The 17,942-nt window shown below is 33.5% G+C and carries 15 protein-coding genes and 1 tRNA gene; 3 read left to right on the top strand and 13 right to left on the bottom strand.

Annotation, left to right across the window (positions count from 1 at the left end; all coding sequences use genetic code 11):
- Positions 1–69: 69 nt before the first annotated feature.
- From FLP_RS18625 to FLP_RS18660, 8 genes are all read right to left on the bottom strand, one after another.
- Positions 70–684, bottom strand: a complete 615-nt coding sequence (locus FLP_RS18625) for a WbqC family protein (protein ID WP_065451196.1) — start codon at positions 682–684, stop codon at positions 70–72.
- Positions 685–778: 94 nt separating this feature from the next.
- Entirely contained in the window at positions 779–2,335 is a 1,557-nt protein-coding gene (gene lepB / locus FLP_RS18630) for a signal peptidase I (RefSeq protein ID WP_065450995.1), read from the bottom strand.
- A 65-nt stretch (positions 2,336–2,400) separates the two neighbouring features.
- On the bottom strand, positions 2,401–3,105 hold the full coding sequence (gene dapB, locus FLP_RS18635; protein ID WP_065450996.1) for a 4-hydroxy-tetrahydrodipicolinate reductase: 705 nt from the start codon (positions 3,103–3,105) through the stop codon (positions 2,401–2,403).
- Positions 3,106–3,143: 38 nt separating this feature from the next.
- Positions 3,144–3,704, bottom strand: coding sequence for a DUF5683 domain-containing protein (locus tag FLP_RS18640; protein WP_065450997.1), 561 nt, complete (start codon positions 3,702–3,704; stop codon positions 3,144–3,146).
- Positions 3,704–4,606, bottom strand: coding sequence for a ParB/RepB/Spo0J family partition protein (locus FLP_RS18645; protein WP_065450998.1), 903 nt, complete (start codon positions 4,604–4,606; stop codon positions 3,704–3,706). The genes FLP_RS18640 and FLP_RS18645 overlap by 1 nt, the downstream gene beginning before the upstream one ends.
- Positions 4,607–4,611: 5 nt before the next feature.
- Positions 4,612–5,379, bottom strand: coding sequence for a ParA family protein (locus FLP_RS18650; protein WP_065450999.1), 768 nt, complete (start codon positions 5,377–5,379; stop codon positions 4,612–4,614).
- 241 nt (positions 5,380–5,620) lie between these two features.
- Positions 5,621–6,850, bottom strand: coding sequence for a hypothetical protein (locus FLP_RS18655; RefSeq protein ID WP_065451000.1), 1,230 nt, complete (start codon positions 6,848–6,850; stop codon positions 5,621–5,623).
- Complete coding sequence (locus FLP_RS18660) at positions 6,837–9,359, bottom strand: DUF2339 domain-containing protein (protein WP_065451001.1); 2,523 nt, start codon at positions 9,357–9,359, stop codon at positions 6,837–6,839. Before FLP_RS18660 ends, FLP_RS18655 begins: the two co-directional genes overlap by 14 nt.
- A gap of 312 nt (positions 9,360–9,671) precedes the next feature.
- On the opposite strand from FLP_RS18660, the gene FLP_RS18665 reads away from it, so the two are divergent.
- Complete coding sequence (locus FLP_RS18665) at positions 9,672–11,840, top strand: pectate lyase family protein (protein WP_065451197.1); 2,169 nt, start codon at positions 9,672–9,674, stop codon at positions 11,838–11,840.
- A gap of 123 nt (positions 11,841–11,963) precedes the next feature.
- On the opposite strand, the gene FLP_RS18670 is transcribed toward FLP_RS18665, so the two are convergent.
- Positions 11,964–12,368 carry a septal ring lytic transglycosylase RlpA family protein gene (locus tag FLP_RS18670; RefSeq protein ID WP_065451002.1) on the bottom strand — a complete coding sequence of 135 codons (405 nt, stop codon included), beginning with the start codon at positions 12,366–12,368 and terminating at the stop codon, positions 11,964–11,966.
- A gap of 224 nt (positions 12,369–12,592) precedes the next feature.
- Here FLP_RS18670 and FLP_RS18675 point away from each other — a divergent pair.
- Both FLP_RS18675 and trxB read left to right on the top strand, forming a co-directional pair.
- Positions 12,593–12,667: transfer RNA gene (locus FLP_RS18675), tRNA-Pro, on the top strand.
- A 445-nt stretch (positions 12,668–13,112) separates the two neighbouring features.
- Positions 13,113–14,060, top strand: coding sequence for a thioredoxin-disulfide reductase (gene trxB, locus FLP_RS18680; RefSeq protein ID WP_065451003.1), 948 nt, complete (start codon positions 13,113–13,115; stop codon positions 14,058–14,060).
- Positions 14,061–14,204: 144 nt separating this feature from the next.
- On the opposite strand, the gene FLP_RS18685 is transcribed toward trxB, so the two are convergent.
- The 4 genes from FLP_RS18685 to FLP_RS18700 form a co-directional block, all read right to left on the bottom strand.
- Entirely contained in the window at positions 14,205–15,038 is an 834-nt protein-coding gene (locus FLP_RS18685) for a GIN domain-containing protein (RefSeq protein WP_065451004.1), read from the bottom strand.
- Between the two features lie 85 nt (positions 15,039–15,123).
- Positions 15,124–15,858, bottom strand: coding sequence for a head GIN domain-containing protein (locus tag FLP_RS18690; protein WP_065451005.1), 735 nt, complete (start codon positions 15,856–15,858; stop codon positions 15,124–15,126).
- 3 nt (positions 15,859–15,861) lie between these two features.
- Positions 15,862–17,589, bottom strand: coding sequence for a PspC domain-containing protein (locus FLP_RS18695; RefSeq protein ID WP_065451006.1), 1,728 nt, complete (start codon positions 17,587–17,589; stop codon positions 15,862–15,864).
- A gap of 2 nt (positions 17,590–17,591) precedes the next feature.
- The gene (locus FLP_RS18700) at positions 17,592–17,924 is read right to left on the bottom strand and encodes a PadR family transcriptional regulator (RefSeq protein ID WP_008464689.1); all 333 of its coding nucleotides are present in this window, start codon (positions 17,922–17,924) and stop codon (positions 17,592–17,594) included.
- Between the last annotated feature and the right edge of the window lie 18 nt (positions 17,925–17,942).

Below are 17,942 nucleotides of genomic sequence, written 5' to 3' on the forward strand. Positions count from 1 at the left end.
TTTTTTATTTTATAAATGCTGTAGTGCCAGCAAATAAAAATATAGTATTTTTTATGTAGTCGAAATGATTTACAATATTTTCTGGCTCTTTAGGTAATCCATTGCAAATTTACCTTCGTTAAAAAGTAAATCCAAAACACTTAAATTGTTGATGAATCCGTGTTTGTCATCAAAAACCTGAGTATATTTTTCAAATACATTCGGATCTTTTTTTCCGTTTGCTAAAAATCTGAAATCAGTGAAGTTTTTGGCCTCATGAAAATATTCTGTTGTTTTAGAAAATTCTAATTTCATTCGTAAACACTTCGTTACTATCTCTAGAACTTCCATATTTAGATCCATAAGGAAAGTATGTTGCTTTTCGAAAATAGGAGCGATATCATCTTCAAAGAACTCAAAAAAAGGAGAACTTCTATAAGCAGCTTCTAAGGATTTGAAATGCTGTTTTTGCCAGTCAAATTCATTTTCGATCAAAACATCTTTTGTTTTTTGATGAGCAGATTTCGAATGCTTAACAGGGATGTTTAATAACTGAATTCCGTTTGGACTATAGATATAAGTACGGTTTCTATTGGTCTGTTTTTGAAAATTATCTTCCATTTCAAAAGTGATATTTTCAGATTGAGCCATAACTGCAAAGTGACTAATCGACGGAAAATAGGTAGGAAGTAATAAGGAATTCATTTTGTTAAGTTTTACGTTAAAAGTTTCAGGTTTCAAGTTTCACGTTCGTAAAGAACCTGAAACTTGAAACCTGAAACAAAAATAACTATTTTTTTTATGCTTTGTTTTCTTTTCTTTTTCTCCAGAAATATTCTCCAACAAAATAAAGTGCAAGAACAATCAGAAAGTACTTAAAGTAGGATTGTGGCTGTCCTTCACCATTAACGGTAGTGAAGACTCTGTCCCAACGAACTTTGTTAATTCCTTTTCCGTTAGTATCCCAGCTCATCCAGATAAAAACCGGTTTCCCTACGATATGATTGGCTGGAACGTAACCCCAATAACGGCTATCTTCAGAGTTATGACGGTTGTCTCCCATCATCCAGTAGTAGTCTTGTTTGAAAGTGTAGGTTGTTGCTTGCTTTCCGTTTATTAAGAAATGTGAACCGTCCAGCTGCAAAGTATTGCCTTCGTATTTAGTAATGATTTCTTTGTAAAATGGTAAAGATTCATTGGTTAATGCAACGGTTTTTCCTGCCTGAGGAATGTAAATAGGGCCAAAATTATCCTGACTCCATTTGTTGATATGAGGGAAAATCGCGTTGTCATTTCCTCTGTCAATTTCTCTTTTTACAGCAGTAATTCCTGGAGTGTTTTTTAAGCGTTCAGCACTCGCTTCTGTTAATGCTCTGAAATAGATAGTGTCTCTTTTTTCCTGATCTTTAATGTAAGCGCCATCGGTAATATCAAGCTCTTTCATTAATGATTCAAAATCAACCGGAGTTTTTCCGTCTAAAGCTACTGAATAAGAGTATTGTGGTTTCGCTCTTTCAGGCAGAATTAATTTTTTCCCGTTAATGAAAACAAAACCGTCTACAATTGATAAGCTGTCACCAGGAATACCAACACATCTTTTTACATAATTTGATTTTTTATCGATAGGTTTTATAACCCCTGGTCTTCCTTTTGGCTCATAGAAATAATGAACAGTATCTACAGGCCAGTTGAAAACAACGATGTCTGATCGTTTTATTTTTTCTAAAGCCGGTAATCTGAAATAGGGCAATTGCGGCCAGCTTAAATATGATTTTCTTTTTAAGAATGGTATGGTATCGTGAACCATAGGTAAAGCAACAGTTGTCATGGGTACACGAGGACCATAATTTACTTTACTTACAAACAGGAAATCACCAATTAATAATGATTTTTCGAGAGATGAAGTAGGAATTGTATAAGGCTGTACCACATAAGTATGTACTAATGTTGCTACGATAACAGCAAAAAGTAAAGAACTTACAGTGTCAGCAGTTTTATTTTGAGGTCTTAATTCTCTGTTGGCATTATATTCTAATTTCTGAGTATAATTTACATAATAAATGTAAAAACCAAAAGTAAAAATCCCTAGTAAAGTATCTAAAGTAGATTTTTTGCCAAATGTTCTTAAGGTTTCTACCCAAACAACAGGAAACATAATTAAATTAATAATCGGGATAAAAAGTAATAGAGTCCACCATGTTGGGCGGCTAATAATTTTCATTAAAATTATTGAATTATAAACCGGAATAGCAGCTTCCCACTTTTTTCTTCCTGCGGCCTCATACAGTTTCCAGGTTCCCAAAAAGTGAATTACTTGTACGGCTAAGAAAAATACGAACCAAAGATATAGTGTCATCGTTTTTTTGTTTTATGTTTCAGGTTTTAGGTTGTTCTGTTGAAAACCTTCCTCTTCAAATTTGATTATTTTAAATTTAATACATCTTTCATGCTGTAAATTCCTGTTTTACCAGCAAGCCATTCGGCAGCAATTACAGCTCCAAGAGCAAAACCTTCGCGGTTGTGTGCAGTATGTTTTAATTCGATGCTGTCTACAATTGAGTCGTAAGTTACGGTATGAGTTCCGGGAACGTCACCAATTCTTTTTGCTTCAATGTGAATTTCATTATTGTTTTTGGCTTCGTCTAAAGTCCAATTGGCGTAATTACTGTTTTCGATCACTCCTTTTGCCAAAGAAATAGCGGTTCCGCTTGGAGCATCTAATTTTTGTGTATGATGAATTTCTTCCATCGATACTTTATAAGAATCAAATTGGGACATGATTTTAGCCAAATATTCATTTAATTCGAAGAAAATATTAACTCCTAAACTAAAATTTGAGCTGGATATAAAACCACCTTGTTTTTCGTTGCAAAGTGCGATCATTTCATCAAAATGCTCTAACCAGCCTGTTGTTCCTGAAACTACAGGTACATTGTTGTTAAAACAGCTTGAAATGTTGCTTACTGCTGCGGTTGGAACGCTAAAGTCAATCGCAACATCAGCAGTTGAAAGTCCGTCGTATGTATTGAATTCGTCTTTCTTTAAAACAATTTCGTGACCTCTTTCTAAAGCAATTCGTTCAATTACTTTACCCATTTTTCCGTAACCTAAAAGCGCAATTTTCATTTTGTGTGTATTTTTTGAGTTTAAATAACAGGAGTTATTTAAAAGTGGTAATTAAAAGTTAGTCCAACGTTTGGTCTGAAAGTAATATCGTTAGGATATACTTCCGGACGCATTGATAGTCTTTCGTTTACGTTGAATTGAATCAAAGCCGCGTCAACATTGGCGTCTATAATGTTTAGTGCATAAAAAGCAACAACAAATAATGCGGATAAATCCCTGTTTCGCTGATAGAATTTCTGGCCTGCAACAAGTCGGCTTTCATCAAGAAATTGGTATTTGTCGTCATTGTAGCCTTCTAGTCTTCGTTTGTAAGCATTACGATAATCGCGGTATTTGTTATTGTTGTCAATATAAAAATACAAACTCGTACCAATTGCTCCGTAAACCAAAGGAATTTTCCAGTATTTTTTATTGTATGCCTGACCTAAACCTGGCAAAATTGCAGAATAAAAAGCTGCTTTTGCCGGAGTAAGCGGATCAATTTCTTGTAATTTGCTAGTGTCCTTAACAACCAAAACCGTTTCTTCTTTTGCCTGAGCAAAAAGAGAGACGGTTCCTATGAGAAAGAACAATAGGCTTATGGGGACAATCTTATTCACTATCCGTTTATTAATTTTATAATTCGATTAAAGTCGGCTTCAGAATTAAAAGGAATTGTAATTTTTCCTTTTCCGTTGCCAGCGACTTTTACATCAACTTTCGCACCAAAATAATCGTTGAAAGTGTTTTTTTGTGTTTCTCTAACTACAAAAGAAGATTCAGCTTTTGGTTTCCCTTCCGCTTTTGGCTTTAAACTTTCGTGATAATTTTTTACTAAAGTTTCTGTTTCACGAACAGATAGATTGTCACTTACGATTTTTTGATATATATCAGTCTGAATATCCAGATCTTCAATATTGATGATTGCTCTACCGTGTCCCATGCTGATAAAACCATCACGAATACCGGTTTGAATAATCGGATCCAGTTTTAAAAGACGTAAATAATTGGCAATTGTAGAACGTTTTTTTCCAACGCGCTCACTCATTTGTTCCTGAGTCAATTGAATTTCATCAATTAAACGTTGGTACGAAAGAGCAATTTCGATTGGATCTAAGTCATGACGCTGGATATTTTCTACCAAAGCCATAACTAGTGACTCATTGTCGTTTGCAATACGAATGTAAGCAGGAACATGAGTTAAGCCTACTAAAGTTGAAGCGCGTAAACGACGTTCTCCGGAAATTAGCTGGTATTTATTGAAGTCTAATTTTCGAACAGTAATAGGTTGAATCACACCAAGTTCTTTAATAGAAGTGGCTAATTCGCGTAACGATTCTTCATTAAAATTGCTTCTAGGCTGAAACGGATTTATTTCGATAGCACTTATTTCAAGCTCAATGATGTTTCCAACAACTTTGTCAGCATTTTTGTCTTCTACTGATGTAATGTCGTTTTCCGGATCTTTTAATAATGCTGATAATCCTCTTCCTAAGGCTTGTTTTTTAATTGCTTTTGTCATAAAAACTATTTACTGTTTTTCTTTATAATTTCTTGAGCTAAATGAATGTAATTTACCGCTCCTTTGCTTGTTGCGTCATAATTAATGATGCTTTCGCCAAAACTTGGAGCCTCGCTTAATTTTACATTTCGCTGAATAACGGTATCAAAAACCATATCGTTAAAATGTTTTTGAACCTCTTCTACAACCTGATTGGATAAACGTAATCTTGAATCGTACATAGTAAGTAACAATCCTTCGATATCAAGATCCGGGTTGTGTATTTTTTGAATACTTTTTATCGTGTTCAGTAATTTTCCTAATCCTTCAAGTGCAAAATATTCGCATTGAATAGGAATAACAACTGAATCAGCCGCCGTTAAAGCATTTAAGGTTAATAAACCTAATGAAGGCGCGCAGTCGATGATGATATAATCATATTCGTCTTTTACACTTTCTAATGCTTTTTTAAGCATATACTCTCTGTTTTCTTTGTCAACCAATTCGATTTCGATGGCAACAAGGTCAATGTGAGCAGGGATCACATCAACATTTACAGCTGAACATTTTATAATGGTTTCTTTGGGAGTGTTACTGTGTTCAAGTATTTGGTAGGTACCCATCTCAACAGATTCTACATCAATCCCAAGGCCAGATGTGGCATTTGCCTGAGGATCAGCATCAATCAATAATACTTTCTTTTCTAAAACACCCAATGAGGCTGCAAGATTTACTGATGTAGTAGTCTTTCCAACGCCTCCTTTTTGATTAGCAATCGCAATGATTTTGCCCATTTATTTTCTGAATTTTGAACCGTAAAAATACAATTATTTATGGTTTCTGAAAATCTATTTTGTTAACATTTAAGAAACTTCGGTTAATCGTTGTATGGTGCGTGTTCTGAGGATTTTAATTTCTTATATAATAAAAAAATAGTAACGAAAATTCGTTCTATTATCATCTTCTTTTTGGCATAAAAGAACAAATTTTGGTTTAAATCTTAAAAAAATATGCAACATTAGATTTAGCGTTGCTTTAATTTTTTCTTTTTAAATCTTTTACTAAACTGGCGGTAAAAAATAAAATTGTAATGCCACCCAAAATAATGCAAAGCCACATAAACCATGATTGTTGCCAAAATGACTGACTTGCTGTTGAAGTTTTTGCCGGGTTATTTTGCTGAATATGGTATAAAGTTGTTTGTGGTAAATTGCCGGCAATATTGGTTTTAAAATTCGAAAGATCATATTCCGGTTCTCTCAGCTTTTTATTTCCTGTTTTTAGGATATAATTTTCATTAGAATTTAAATCCGCAATAATAGAAATTGGTTTTTGATAGTATTTTATTTTTGAAATCGATAAGGGTTGATTATCGTGATTTTTGATTTTAATAAAAAACTCTTTTTCGAATATTTGAGGAAATATAAAAGTATTTGTGGCATTTTTTGAATTCAATTCGAAAGAAGTAATTTCTTCGTCGAATATTTGAGATTTCCTTTTTGTCTGGCGTTTTGTTTTCTTGTAAAGAATTGCAGTTCGCTTGTAATAAGTAGGTTTTGAAATTTCGAATGAAATCTCATTAATTACCTGTGGCGCATCAAAAAGAATATGAATTTGAGTTTCTTTTTCTGAAGGAATTTCTTTTGTTACCGATTTCTTTGGATAGATTTCCTGTAAAGCACTTTTCTGCAATTTTGAGTTGAAATTCCCAACTTTAAGAACATTAATTGGAAGTGTTTTTCGATCATCAAAATCTATTTTCAAGTACTTGTAAGTACTTAAAGGATAAGATATTGTTTTAATAACGCTTGTTTCTGATGTGCTGTTGAGATCGTAAAGTGTTTGTGCATCAGAAATCCCAAACCACTCTTTTTGGTCGTCGCTTCCTGAAACAGAATATTTTTTTTCTACATCAGAATTAGCGATAAAAAGCGAAAGTTGATTGTTGTGTTTATTTGAAGGAATTGCAATAATTACTGAAGTGCTCTTTTTAGGAACAGTCGTTTTTGAAACAATAGTATATATATCAAAAGTATTTGATGAAACATTTTGAGATGCTTGTATAAAATACGGAACTTCATTTCCTTTCGCATCAAATAATCTAATGTCGCTCAAATCCTGTTTCGATAATGACCGAATCTCAGGTGATAAAATAATTTCGTTAAAGCCACTTTGAGCGACTTTTTTTAGTTTTGCAGTAGTTTGATATTGCCCAAACGAGAGGTTTGTAATCAATAGCAATAAGATGAATTTATTTAGTTTCATTGGTTTCTTCAGGCTTGTTTTCGTCAATAACTAATACTTTGATTTTTTGATATACAAAAGAGATAATCAAAATTAAAATTCCTAAAAGGATAAAAGAGATGATTTTTCCGGTTTCAGAAATATTACTAATGTCGTATAAAAATAGTTTTAAGATCGTTAATCCCAGTAATGATAAAGCGATTATTCGCAGGGATTTTAGTTGTTTTTTTATTCCGATAATTAAAAATACAAAAGCCAAAACTCCCCAAAGAATTGGGAATCCTGTTTTGATGATTTTAGTTCTGGCCAATGCAATATAATCTTCGGCAATAAATTCACGTAAATAAGGTAAGTTAGATTTGTAACTCGCGTACATAGGACTTGTTTGTATGTCCTGAAGAGTTACCGGAGAATTCATAAAAATGAGACCGTGAAGCATCACTTCTGAACTGGCAATATAAATAATGAAAAATGCCGCAATCCACATGAAGTATCGGCTTTTAAGAAAAGTGAAGTCTACTTTTTTATAAATCTGAAACAATTGATAGCCAAAATATATCGTGATAATCAATGAAATATAATGCAGGTAAAAAGCAATTGCTCTTCCGCTTCCTGAACTAATAATGTCTTTATGCTCAAAAAAAGGATAGTTAGAGAACCAAAAGGCAAACAAGACAATATTACCAATCGCAAGTAATAAAGCACCCTGATATCCGGTTTCTGTTTTTCTTTTTATCAGATAAGAAGAAAACAAAGCCGAGAATAACAAATGATATAAAATAGGTAATGCTATCGAACTGTAAATGCTGTCGATATAGTGATTCGATTGGTAAATAACTTCGAATAAACCTGTGAAATAACCAATTACAAAACCTGTTTCTAAAACGATTCTTTTGTATTTTTCAGGATTAAAGTTGAAGCCGAAAATAGTTGAATTTTCGGTTTCATTTTTTAATAAATACCAAATTGCAAATAAAGAACCGGCAGCAAAAATACCTGTTATAAATATTGGATTAATAATAATATTTAATGGTAAAGTGCCATTGTAATATTTGTTCCAGTCCATGATCAGGCTGAAAATCATTAAAAGATGAACTATTATAGAGCCAAATCGATAGCTTGTAATTTTAGATTTTTGAGATAACCATAACAATAAAACGGCTTCTGCTGCCCAAAATAAGGTAATATAATTGCCCTCGAACTGAATAGGAATTGCTAATGTTATAAAAGTCAGCGTTAAACCAATAAGTAAATAAGCTGCTTTCTGGTCGAGATCGAATTTTTTGTATAAAATCCAGGCGTAAATTAAATTGAGCAAGGCAAGAATAGTGGTAAATAGACCTTTTAATTCCGGATGATAATTGTTTAAAATCGCCATTCCGGCAGCATAAAACAAAAAAGTGTTGCTGGCCAAAATAGTGAGTTGGGTTTTAGAAAATTCTCCTTTAGACCGAATGTTATTTACAAGGTTCATTAATATAAAAATGAAATAGAAAATAAATCCAAATACTAATCCTCCAAGGTAATGCGGTTTGTTCGAGCTTAAATCTTTAGTTAGCCATGCGAAATATAATAAGACCGTAAAGATATAGGCAAGTATATTAACCAGATTCCATTTTTTATAATAGGCTATGGCTAAAATCCCAATATTTAGAATAATAATGTAACTAAAAAGAACTACATAATTTCCTTCGCCGGTGCTTACCATAAACGGAACCGCAAATCCGCCTATTAGCGAAAGCACAGCTAACTCAATTCTATCATAGGATAATGATATTAAAGCACTAAAAGCTGTAATGATCACCATGATACTAAAGGCTACCGTTTGATTGAATAAATGATAATCGTGAAAAGCAATTCCTATTGTAAAATAAAAAATCGCAATTGCCCCGGCAACAATAACCGAACTAAAGGCGGCATAGTTTTTACGCAGTTTATGCGCAATTCCCATAACTAGTGCACCACATAATACGCCAATTCCAACTCTTGCCGGTTCGTTGATCCAGTCTTTGTCTATGGCATATTTTACAAAATAGCTAATTCCTAATACCAGAATTAAAACTCCAATTTTGTTGATCAGGTTTTCACCAATGAATTTCTCTAAATCCGGATTTTTCTCCTTGAAGTTTTCCCAGAATGATTTTTGTGGTTCAACAGGAACAATTGGTCTTTGAACTGGTTTTGGTTCCAGAGGTCTAGATTCAATTGGTTTAGGTGTATTATCAATAGTAGAAGATAAAGCTATTTTTTCTAATTGCTCATCTGAGATTTTTTCTTTGATTGCTTCTGGTTGCGTAGGTTCAAAAATAGCCTTGTTAGATTGTTCAGGCTCAATCTTAAATTCTTCTTTTTTTACAACAGGAATTGGTCCGGTAGGAATAATTTCAGTAGGTTTTTCAACTGTTTTTAAAAGATCAATCTTTTTGTTAAGTTTCTGAATGTCGTTTTCGAGGTGATTAAAACGACCTTTGATGATATTAAATATATAGATTAAGAAACAAAATAACGCAACTAAAAGAAAACTTTCCATAAAGAACTAAGTATAATGTTATGATTGGTAAATATAATAACATTTTAATACGAAGGGGATTTTTTTAGTTCTTTTCGTGTTAAATGAAGTATTTGTTTTTTTCTATAGAATTAGCTTGATCTAAAACTCTCTATTTGTAATTACAAGTCTGTTATTTACTCAGTCTTTACTTTTAGCATTGCTATTAAAAGGAAAATTAAGCCTTTGTATAGTTTTTGATGAGAAAATTGGGACCAAATACGGACATATAGTTTAAAGATTATGACTATTTTTCGAATCCTTAAAAACTATATTAAACCCAAAAAGATTATTATGATTAAAAAGTTAATCTCAGTATTTGCTGCATTTACAGTCATGCTGATGCTATGCAGTTTTGTAACGCTAAATTTATCTGATGAAAAAAATCAGGAGAATAAGATAGAAGGCAAGATTGTTTACAACAAAAAGAAACATAGTATAACCTTATCATGGCCGGCATTTGGTTCTACAGGAAATTATGTAATTACAAGAGGAGGAAGTCGTTTGGCTTCAGAGTTTGTTGCTGTTGGTTCGACTACGAAATTGACATTTACAGATAATAAGCCAAATAAAGATAAATACGAGAACTATTATAAAATTACCCGTAATGCTATAACTATAATGGTTTCGATAGAGAACCAGATTTTTGGCAGTAATATGTATTTCTACGATCGAAAATATGAAAAAGCTGAAACTGCGCGAAATGATATTAATTCGCAGTTTAGTGCTATTGGCCTGGGCGGATCAAATGGCGAATGGACTACAAAACGTCAGGCCTATTATTTTAAAGCAAATATTGAGGGACAAACTTACGATTCGGGCGGATCTGGTTCTGCATCATCGGCAACAGCAAATTCAATAGAATTAGGATTTTATTCTCATATAGGAGGTTTAGGCAAGTTACCATCAGCCGTTAAACTAGGTTCGATATTCACCAGACCTCATCTTTCTGGTGGAGCAAATGCTACGTGTACATTTTGGCGTTCTGTAGAAAATGTAGCAATAATCCGGGATTTTGGATGGACAGTTTCTCAATCCACCAGTGCAAGAAGAATGCTGATTGAAAGTACTTCGAAATACATTTCAGATATTGGAGACACTAACTTTTGGGGAAGCGGTGGTTTTATTGCCGACACACATTATACATCGTCCAGGCCAAACTGGGGCGGACAACAACAATGGTACACCAGAAATACTGTTTTTCCTTCAGGTTCCGGCGCAATGGGCGGTTCGTATAATATGGTTTGGCAAGGTTGCATCAATCCTCCAAAAGCAGATGATGCCAACTCGCCAGTTCCTACTACACCTGTTATTAGAGAAAAACCTTTTCTTTTTATCGATAATGATGGCGAGTACAAAGTATTTGTTCCGGCATGGCAAAAGGACAGAGTAGGAGTTTCCTGGTCGGCAACAAATATGGGGAAAGGAAAAATTCAGGATTTGCTTACCGACTGGTATGTTGCCAAAGAAGGCGATACTGATGTTGAAATTAATAATGCGTTAAAAGTTGGCAAAAATATATTTTTTACTCCAGGTCATTACGCATTGAATGCTCCTATTCAGGTAAATAGAAAGGATGCAATACTTTTGGGCGCTGGTATAGCATCAGTAACATTAGAGCCGACCGAGAAAAATACTTGGGGATGTATCTATGCAGATGACAAAGACGGGATTATCATTGCCGGACTTCTTATGGATTCATTTAATAGTACAACGTATCAGGTTAGAATTGGTAACGAAGGAGCAAATGCTGACCACTCTGCAGATCACATTTTACTTTCAGATATCACTTGTAGAGTAGGCGGGGTTCAGTCAAAAAATATTCAGATACATGCTTCTATGGAAATAAACAGCAACAATGTGGTGGGTGATCATTTTTGGCTGTGGCGTGCTGACCATGGTTCGCAAAAAGGTGGAAATGCACGCTGGATAAGAGACAGATGTAAAAACGGCCTTATTGTTACAGGAGATGATGTTACACTTTATGCTTTATTTGTCGAACACTTTCAGGAATATGAAGTATTATGGTTAGGAGAACGTGGCAGAACTTATTTCTTTCAAAACGAACCGCCATACGATGCTCCAAATCAGGCTAGCTGGAGCAGTCAGGGAGGTAAAGTTGATGGTTATGCAGCATTCAAAGTAGCAAATACTGTGAAAGAACATCAAAGTATAGGAATGGGATCTTATGCAGTTTTTACAGGAACAGATGGCAAAGTGAATAAGAAAAATGGTTTTGAAATACCGAATAGTCCAAATGTGAAACTCGAAAAAATGTGTATCACGCGTTTTGCCGGTCCAGGTAATATTCAAAATGTGATTAATAGTAGTGGCGGTAGTACAGCAACAGGTGTGAAACGTGTCGCCTTATATAACAATGGAGAAGGTACGCAATCGTACGACGAAGAAGTTAATTTGCCTAATAGTGAATCCTATCCTGTCTATATTGTTATGGAAAAGTAAAAAAGAAGCGGTACAATAATACTGGAAAATCTTTCAAATAAAAAAATCTGAAGACTAATAGGTCTTCAGAGTTTTTTTATTGTCCAAAGTAGTACATAATATTTCAATATTAAGAAGGAGGATTTACTTTACCAAAATCTCGATTTTTACATTAATAGCACCACTATTTTTGTTCGAAGCAATATCCATAAAAGCTTTTTTAGAGAGATCAACTTCTCTACCTTTTCTAAAAGGTCCTCTATCTGTAACTTCTACGATAGTGGATTTTTTATTTAATACGTTTGTTATTTTTAGTTTTGTACCAAAAGGTAGTTTTTTGTGAGCAGCAGTGAGCTTGGTGTTGTCGAGTCTTTTTCCGCTTGCTGTTTTTCTTCCGTTAAATTTATCATGATAATAAGAAGCATGCGCTTTTTCTTTATACATTTTTAAGTTCTCAATCTTGATATTCTCATCTCGGGATACAAGACTTTCTTGTGCAAAAGCTGTCAATGAGATAGAGAGAACAATATATAATAGTATTGTTTTCATTTTTCTTGATTTTTTTTGCAAAAAAAGATTAATCTATATAATTAAGTTTATTGCAAAGGCCATATTTATAATATTAAAAGGCATATTTGTGTTTTTTTTAAATAAATAATTAACTTTAATTGACTCATTTGTTTCTAATTATAATTTATAGTGAAATATTTTTTTTCTTATTTCTAAATTTGTTTTGGATAAGCCAAAAATAGTTATATATTTGCACCCGCTTACGGGGTGTAGCGTAGCCCGGTTATCGCGCCTGCTTTGGGAGCAGGAGGCCGCAGGTTCGAATCCTGCCACCCCGACTAAAGTCTTTTCATTTTCTTGAAAAGGCTTTTTTTTTGCATGAAACTGAAATTTCAATCTCATTCTGGATTAATCTCAAAAACTCTGAAAAGAGAAAAAAATTACCACAGACAACACTAAGTTTTTTAAATATTCTAAATTCAGTAAAAACACAAAGTTCACAAAGCTTTGCGGACTTAGGTTTTGTAAACACAACTCCAATCTCCGCGAACTCCGCGAATCCCGATAGCTATCGGGATTGCGAACTCTGCGTTAAAAAATAATTAGGGAGTATATAATTTAATGTTTCCCTACAATATTTGGCATTGATATGTCGCGAAGCATTTTTATTTCTACCGTATTCACTATTGTCTATTTCAGAATAGCAAAAACTGATTAATTGAGTTCTTTATTCCAACAATAAAAACTTACTTTTGCACCATCAATTATTAATAGAATCATATTATGTCAGATACAATCGAAAAAATTAAATGCCTAATCATAGGTTCTGGTCCTGCAGGTTACACTGCTGCTATTTATGCTGCCAGAGCAAATATGAATCCAGTTTTATATCAAGGAATGCAGCCAGGAGGACAATTGACTACTACTAACGAAGTAGAAAATTTTCCGGGTTATGTTGATGGTGTTACAGGGCCGGAAATGATGGTTCAATTACAAGAACAAGCAAAACGTTTTGGCTCGGATATCCGTGATGGATGGGCTACCAAAGTTGATTTTTCAGGAGATATTCATAAAGTATGGATTAACGATTCAATAGAATTGCACTGTGAAACGGTTATTATTTCGACAGGTGCTTCAGCTAAATATTTAGGATTGCCATCAGAACAACATTATTTACAAATGGGTGGCGGAGTTTCTGCTTGTGCTGTTTGTGACGGATTTTTCTACCGTAATCAGGAAGTTGTAATTGTTGGAGCAGGAGATTCTGCTTGCGAAGAAGCACATTATTTGTCTAAACTTTGTAAAAAAGTAACCATGTTAGTAAGAAGCGAAAAATTCAGAGCTTCTAAAATCATGGAAGAACGCGTTCGCAAAACCGAAAACATAGAAATTTTAATGAACCACGATACTCTTGAAGTATTAGGTGACGAACAAGTAGTACATGCTATAAAAGCACTGAACAAAACTACTGGGGAAGTTATCGAAATTCCTGCCACGGGATTTTTCGTTGCCATTGGTCACAAACCAAATACAGATATTTTTAAAGACTACATCACACTAGATGAAACAGGTTATATTATAAACACTCCGGGAACTTCTAAAACTAATGTTGAAGGTGTTTTCGTAGCGGGTGATGCTGCAGATCATGTATATCGTCAGGCAATTACTGCTGCGGGTACAGGGTGTATGGCTGCATTGGATGCTGAAAGATATTTGGCGTCTAAGGAATAAGTTTTCAGTCTTATTTTCAGTTTATTGAAATAGGAATAGAGCTATAAAACAAAAGTCCTATTCGCCGCGGCGAATAGGACTTTTTTGTGTATTTATATTTAAGAAGTTTCAGACTGAAAACTGAAACTGAAAAACTGAGACTTTCTACTTTATCTTCTTCAATAATTTTGCTTCTTCAGAAAAACGAGTCAGCGTAATGGCAGGACTTCCTAAAAGAGAAAGTTCGGCTTTATCCCCAAGGGCTATTGAGGCTGTAGTTTCAACTAAAACACTTCCTAAAGCATAGTTTTCTGCAGTAATATTAGCTTCTTTCAAAGTAAATTTGATTCCTGTAAAGATGGAATTGTTATCTAAACGAATGGTTGCTTTTTCGGCAATTCCTTCAATATTGGCAACTGATTTTTGATATAAATCACATTTGAATTTTATAGCAGATACCAATGTTTTAATCGAGGAATTTTTACTCAATTGTAAATTTGCATCTTCAGACTTTAAATTCAATTCGGTTTTTGATTTGTCATCAGCAAATAAGGTGAACTTTTTAGAATTTACATTCAGGAATAATTTAGCATAATCAAAAGTATTAAACGTAATGTCGTCTAACTGAAGTTCCTGAATAGCATAAACGACTGCATCATTTTTTGCAATAACACTTTTTAGAGAACTTGTATACGTAACACGAACGATTAGTTTTTTGAAAATAGTACTTTCTTTAGAAGTGTATAAACGAAGTACTTTTTCTCTTAAATCCATCCCGATGATATCGTGTAAATTGTCGTCGGCTTCAATTTTTATTTCATTTTTTTCTCCTCTTTCAAGATAAACTTCTAAATTATCATCGGCTTCAATACCATCAAATTCTCCTACTTCTTTTACTGAAGTGGTTACGATTTTAGATCCTTTTATTTTTTCTCTTCTTTGAGCAAAAGTTAATGTTGTAACCAATAATAATAGGAGTAAGGCTGTATTTTTTTTCATTAATTCTAGATTTGATTTTCACAAATATAAAAAAATCATCCACTTTCGATGAATGATTTTTTTATATTTAACAGATAAATATCTTTTACCCCTGGCTAATACTTCCTCCTGAATTCGAAGTTTTCTCGATTGTTTTAGGAGTGTTGTTGTAATTAACACTTCCTCCGCTGTTTGCTTCAGCTTTCAATTTTACAATAGGATGAACATTTACACTGGCTCCGCTTGAAGCTTCGGCATGAATATCATTGGCTAATAATTCACCCGCATTTACATTGGATCCGCTTGACGCTGAGGTATGAAATGTTAAAGCTTTTCCTTTTACACTAATAGTACTTCCGCTTCCGGAATCGGCAGAGATATTATCAGATTCTACATTAAGATCTATTGTTGCTGCACTTGAAGATTCTAAATCCAGATTTTCACCCTGAATTATTCCTTTGTTTGATACAGTTGAAGCACTAGAAGCTTCCAGCTTATCAATTTTAGGCATTTTTACCGTTACTTTTTTCTTTGTTATATTTCGAAAAGAATTGAATTTAGATTTAATGATCAAAGTTCCGTTTTCGACTTTTGTAATAATGTCTTTCTGAATATTATCATCTGCTTCAACAACAATTTCTGTCGCGTCAGATTGCTCAATTACCAGATCGATTGCATTGCTTACATCTATTTTTGTAAAATCTCCCTGAACAATTCTTTTTTCAGTGGTAACATTTCCACTTCCTTCAATTTTGTTTACATTAAGGTTGCATGAAGCGAACAATAATGCGGTAATACCTGCAACAATAAATTTCGTAATATGAATGATTATTTTTATCATGGCTTAGTTAATTTTGATTATAACTCCGTTTTTGTCAGTGGTTAATCTGCCGTTGGTTTTTTTCCCGTTTAAAATTTCTTTTCCATTAATTTTAACCGAAACCTCATTTACTGTGTCATTGTCAGTTTGAGTTTCTTCTTCGTCTATATCATTATGGTCATTCTCTTCAGCTGGACAATTCAAACATTTAATTTTAGAACCTTCTACTTTATAGTTATAGTTGCCACTAAAATGTAAGTTGAAGAAACTATCTTCAGAATCATCATAATCCTGAACAGAAGCATCTGGCTTGAATAATTGACCTTCAGGTAAGTACAAATATACATCAACTTCCTGACCTCTAAATTTGTTTTTTACATCAGTTAGGAAATAATTATCTAAAACTAAATGATTTCCGTTGATCTGAAATTTGTAATTGATTTTTTCTGCTCTTTGTTTTGCTGAGATAAACGAATTTCCTCTTGCACTTTTTTCTATCTGAATATAAGGAGCAGCTTCATCAGTACGTAAAACATGCAAACGAACATCATTTGAATATAGTAATTGATTGTTAGCGGAATCCTGAACAAATTCAAATTCTCTATGGTGATTTAAATCCTTAGCATAATAATCATTGTATCTGAATTTTACGAACAATGTATCTTTTGGTGTAATGTTAAGTGCTTTTTTCTCTACTGTTTTATTGTCGTATGAAATTTCAGTAGCTTGTTTAATTCCTATACTAATAACAATTGCAACGGCAATAATCCAAATTGCTAACAAAGTATATTTTACAATATTTCCAATAGATTTTAAGTTTGGAGATAACAATTTGAAACCTAAAAGTGTCAAAAAGAAAAACGGAATTCCAACTGCAAAGAACATTAATAAACCAAATGACCAGATAGGATAATCAGTAAAGTTTCCTGCTTCAACGAAGTTTTGCCAAGGGAAATCAATGAATATGTTGGTTCCCAAAGTAAATACTCCAATCAGCAACATAATCAAAACACTAATTCCGGACAGGATTAATATTACTCCTAAAAACTTAGCGAAGATTTTAAAAACCGTCATAACAAAGTCTCCAAATGAACTACCTATTCTCTCAGCTCCTGACTTTACCTGGTTTCCCATTGCGTCATAATCTGCATTTTTAAATTTGTAAGATAAGTTTTCAATCTCCTCACGTACTTTTTTCTCTATGTTCGAAATCGTAACCGGTTCGCCAGTCATTTCCAGTTTTTCAGATGTTGTAACCGCTTCAGGTGTTACAATCCAAAGAACGAAATAAGCTAAAATTCCTGTTCCAAAACCTGCAAAAACAAATATTAAGAAGATAATTTTTATCCAGACAGCGTCAATTCCAAAATAGTGACCTAAACCAGTTGCTACACCACCAATCATACCTTTTTCTTTATCTCGGTATAATTTTTTATGTTTTCTGGTTGTATTATAATCATTAAAAGACTGATTTGTTTTTTCTTCGTCTTCAAGGATATAATCTTCCGGTTGTCCCATCACTACAATCACTTCATCAACATCTTTCAGTCCTACAACATGCTTGTCGCTTTTTTGTTTTTCCAATAATAATTCAGAAACACGCATTTCGATATCTTTAATAATTTCATCTTGTCCTGATGAGTTGTTTAATGATCGTTTTATAGCGTCAAAATAGCGTGTCAATTTTAAATATGCGTCTTCATCTATATGAAAAACCATACCGCCTAAGTTAATATTTACTGTTTTGTTCATGATTATTGATTTTGATTGGTGATTAGATTTACGGCGTCAGACAATTCTGTCCATGTTCCGCTAAGTTCGTTTAAAAATGTTTGTCCTATTTCGGTTAAGCCATAATATTTTCGTGGTGGTCCTGAAGTCGATTCTTCCCAACGATAATTAAGCAAACCGTCGTTTTTCAGCCTGGTTAGAAGCGGGTAAACTGTTCCCTCAACAACTAGTAATTTTGCGTTTTTTAAAGTGTCTAATATTTCTGATGTGTATGCGTCTTTTTCTTTCAATACAGATAAGATGCAAAACTCAAGAACACCTTTGCGCATCTGTGCTTTTGTGTTTTCAATGTTCATAATTTCATTTTGTTTTTT

It is taken from the genome of Flavobacterium piscis, from assembly GCF_001686925.1.
GTDB classification, from domain to species: Bacteria; Bacteroidota; Bacteroidia; order Flavobacteriales; family Flavobacteriaceae; genus Flavobacterium; species Flavobacterium piscis.